At 71.4% G+C, this 3,763-nt stretch carries 3 protein-coding genes and 1 pseudogene; 1 reads left to right on the top strand and 3 read right to left on the bottom strand.

Annotation, left to right across the window (positions count from 1 at the left end):
* From Y694_RS26300 to Y694_RS24530, 3 genes and pseudogenes are all read right to left on the bottom strand, one after another.
* Positions 1–223, bottom strand: a pseudogene (locus Y694_RS26300) (beta-ribofuranosylaminobenzene 5'-phosphate synthase); the annotation flags it as partial.
* A 266-nt stretch (positions 224–489) separates the two neighbouring features.
* On the bottom strand, positions 490–1,668 hold the full coding sequence (locus Y694_RS23805; protein ID WP_231497809.1) for a TonB-dependent receptor: 1,179 nt from the start codon (positions 1,666–1,668) through the stop codon (positions 490–492).
* Positions 1,599–2,849, bottom strand: a complete 1,251-nt coding sequence (locus Y694_RS24530) for a Plug domain-containing protein (RefSeq protein ID WP_197028834.1) — start codon at positions 2,847–2,849, stop codon at positions 1,599–1,601. The genes Y694_RS23805 and Y694_RS24530 overlap by 70 nt, the downstream gene beginning before the upstream one ends.
* Positions 2,850–3,420: 571 nt before the next feature.
* Here Y694_RS24530 and Y694_RS20320 point away from each other — a divergent pair.
* The coding region (locus Y694_RS20320) for a hypothetical protein (protein ID WP_155935877.1) at positions 3,421–3,763 on the top strand (343 nt) is incomplete at its 3' end.

Genomic DNA, 3,763 nt, shown 5'->3' with positions numbered 1-3,763 from the left:
CCTGCGCGGCCGCGCCGTCGTGCAGGGCCTCGCCGTGGTTGCGCGCATCGCGGCGCAGCGCCACCACGGTGTCGAAGTCGTCGATCACCAGCCCCAGGCTGCCGAAGCGCCGCCCGAGCGTGGCCGACGGGTCGAGGAAGCCCAGGTGCAGCCGGCCGGGCGCACGCACCACCACCGCGCTGTCGGTGGCGGGCCGCAGGGTCGAACGGGCGGTCATGAGCATCGGATCGGGGCAGGCGGGTTCGGCGTGAGCCGGGGTTCAGAGCAATCGCTGTTCCCGGCCCGCCGCGGTGGCTGGCGGCGGGGCCGCCGGGGCGCGGGCCGTTCGCAGTGTGGCGTGATGTGCCAAAGCGCGGACAGTGTGTCACGCTGCGGCCCGGCCGGCGAGCGCGCTTCCCCGATGAAAAAGCCCCCGGCGGTGCCAGGCACCAGCGGGGGCGGGGTGGGGTGCCGAGAGGTCCGCTCGGGCGCCCGCTCAACGCGGAGGGGTCAGAACCGGTAGCGCAGGCCCACGAACACGGCTCGCGGGGTGCCCGGCGCCACGAACAGCGCGTCGGCTTCCTCGCCGGTGTAGTTGCCGCTGGCGTCGAACATGGTCTCGGCCAGCGCACCGAAGGTCTCGTGGCGGCGGTCGAAGACGTTGTTCACGTTCGCGTACAGCTCCCACTGCGCGCTCGGCTTCCAGCTCGCGCGCAGGTTCACGATGGCGTAGCCGGGCAGGCGCACGCGCTTGTACTCGGGGTCCTCGCCGACCTCCGGGTCCTCCAGCAGGCCGTCCTCGTTGCCCGACACGCCGCGGCTCGTCACCGCCTGCAGGTCGCTGCCGACCGTGAGGCCGTCGCCCACGCGCCAGTCCACCGCCAGCTTCAGCGTGTGGCGCGGCAGCCCGGCGATGCGGGTGCCCGGCGTGATGGTCACGTTGCGCTCGCCCTGGCGCAGCACGCCGTTGGCCTCGTAGGTGGCCTTCAGGAAGCTGTAGCCGATGCCGACGTCGAACGCGCCGTGGGTCACCGCGAACTCCGTGTCCACGCCCTGGTTGCGCGTCTTCGGGAAGTTGGCGAAGTAGCCGAGCTGCCCGGTCACGCTGGTGCTGCGGAACAGGATGTCGTCCTTGTTGTCGGTGCGGAAGGCCGCCAGGTTGAAGCGCATGCCGGGCGCGAGCGGCCAGCGCAGGCCGGCCTCCACCGTGGTCGACTTCACCTGCTTCAGGTAGGGGTCGGCCTGCAGCCCGGCCGGCAGGCGGCAGGGCTCGTCGGGGTCGGCGCAGCCGAGTTCGATGACGGTGGGCACGCGCGTGTTGCGCGCCACGTTGGCGAACAGCGTGGGCGTGGTGGCCGCTTCGCCGAGGCGGTGCGCGATGCCCAGCGCCGGGTTCACGCTGTTGTAGCTGAAGCGCTCGTTGGGCTTGTCCTCGATGATGCCGGTGTCGTCGTCGCGCGTGGTGAGCTGGTTGCTCACGGTCGAATGGTTGTAGCGCGCGGTGCCCGTCACGTGCGTGCGCGGCGCGACCTGCCAGGTGTCGGTGGCGTACACGCCATAGTGGGTGGATCTGCCTTCCACGTTGGCCGACAGCTCGCGGTCCTCGCCCGGCGCCGGGATCACGCCGCGGCGGTCGGTGAAGAAGCCTTCCTGCTCGTACTGGCTGTACTCCACGCGCGAGCGGTCCACGCTGGCACCCACCTGCACTGGTGCGCCCCGCTGACGCGCGAATAGCTCAGCGCCGCGCCGTAGCCGGTCTGCGTGGTCGCGGTGTTGTTGAACGCGGCGTTCGGATCGCCCGGATCGTCCGGCTCTTCCTCGGCCTCGTCGCCGTTGATGGTGCTGCGCGAGCTCTTGCGCACGTACAGCAGCGCGGCCAGCGAGCTGTTGGCGTCGATCGCGTGCTGGCCGTTGAAGCTCAGCTGGCCCAGCTTGTTGCGGGTCTGGTCGGGGAAGGTGTAGACCGACTCGCGGCGCGAGAAGTACAGGTCCTTGACCAGCGCGCCGTCGTCGATGGTGTAGGCCGGCAGCAGGCCGTTGCCGACCAGGTTGCTTTGCGCGTACAGCGCGCCGAGGCTCCAGCTCGTGGTGCCGTCGTCGTGCCCCAGCTTGCCGAAGAACTGGCCGAGCTTGCCGTCGGAGTGGTCGCGCCAGCCGTCCTCGTCGAAGCCGGTGACGGCCACGTACTGGTGCCAGCCGCTGTCGTCGCTGCGGCCATAGCTGAGGTCCGCGCGCTTGCGGCCGAAGCTGCCGGCCGACAGGTCGGCGCGGAAGCCCGGCGCGCTGCGGCCGTCGTGCGTGGTGTAGGCCAGCGCACCGCCCAGCGAGTTGAGGCCGAAGGCCGGGTTGGCCCCGGGCACCAACGACAGCGTGTTGATCGCGAACTCGGGGATCAGGTCGAAGTTGACCACGTCGCCGAACGGCTCGTTGATGCGCACGCCGTCGAGGTAGACCGACAGGCCCTGGCCGGCGCCGAGCAGCGGCGAGGCGCGGAAGCCGCGGTAGGTGAGGTCGCCCTGGAAGGGGCTGCCCTGGATCTCGTTGACCTGCACGCCGACCACGCGGCGGTTCAGGTAGTCGGTCTGGTTCACGGCCTGCGCGCCGTCGATGGCGTCGCGCTTGAGCACCTGGGTGGAGTAGGGAAGGATGTTGCGGTCGATGCCCTGGCCGGGCAGCGGCGACACGCCGATCACCTCCACCCGCTCGAGCTGTGTGGCGGCCTGGGCCGCGGCGGTGCCGGGCAGGGCGATCAGCGGCAGGCCGAGCCACCCGAGGGCGGCCAGTGCGCGCGTGATCGGCGACGGTGTGGATCGGTCCGGCCGTGCCAGGCGCGTGGGCCGCGCGGGCCGGGTTTCGAGAGGGCGAGTCACCGTCAAGTCTCCTGATAGTAGTTATAGGGTCATCACAACAACGACCCGGGATTGTGCGTACGGTGTACCGCTGCCCGGCTCGGGAGAAATTCCCGAGTTGAACGAGTGAGCACTGGGGAAACAACCGATTGCCCGCCTCCGCGCGCAAACCCGGCGGCCTAAAAAATACCCCGCCCGATGCAGGCATCGAGCGGGGTGCAGAGGCAAGCCCATCAGGCGCGGCAACGCCAGGCTTGCCCAGAGGGACACGGGGAAAACGGCGTCAGTGCAGGGGCCGGAGCCCGGCCCGCGTGAGGCGGCGGAGGCGCCCCGCCGGCAGCGCCGATCCGGCGGTGGCCGCAGTCACGAATTGATCGAACGCTGCCGATCCGCCAGCACTCGGCGCGGCGTGGCGACCGATGCAAGTGCCGCGCGCTCGTGCACACTGCGTCGGCACATCGGCGGACGGCATCGCGCGCATCACGGGCCGGCCGCCCGGCACGCCGCTCGCCGGGCGTGGGGCCTCGCTCCGGGCCTGCATCGTCGCTCTCTCCTTGCTGCTTCGTTGGTGATGACTCGTCCTGATTCTGTGGTGCTTCCTCCCGCCAGTACGCCGGGAGTTCTTCCCGACGTACCGGCCGCGCCGGCGCCGCTGGAGCTGCCGCGCCTGGTGATGCGCGGCGCGCTGGTGGTGGTGCTGGGGGCGCTGCTGCTCGCGCTGCTGGTGGGGCTGTGGCGGGCGCGCGAGGACATGCGCGACGAACTCTCCGGCGCGCTGGCCCAGGCCGAGATGAGCGCGCTGCTGATCGCGGCGAACACCATCGACGACGAGCAACTGGTGGCCGCCGTGCGCGCGCTGCGCGACGCCGGTGGCTCGCGCCACCTCGACGTGCGGCTGGTCGACGGCGCCGGCCAGGTGCGGCTGGAGCCCAAGC

This window comes from Methylibium sp. T29-B, assembly GCF_000576225.1.
GTDB classification, from domain to species: Bacteria; Pseudomonadota; Gammaproteobacteria; order Burkholderiales; family Burkholderiaceae_C; genus Methylibium; species Methylibium petroleiphilum.
This window is presented reverse-complemented; position numbering and strand designations above follow the sequence as displayed.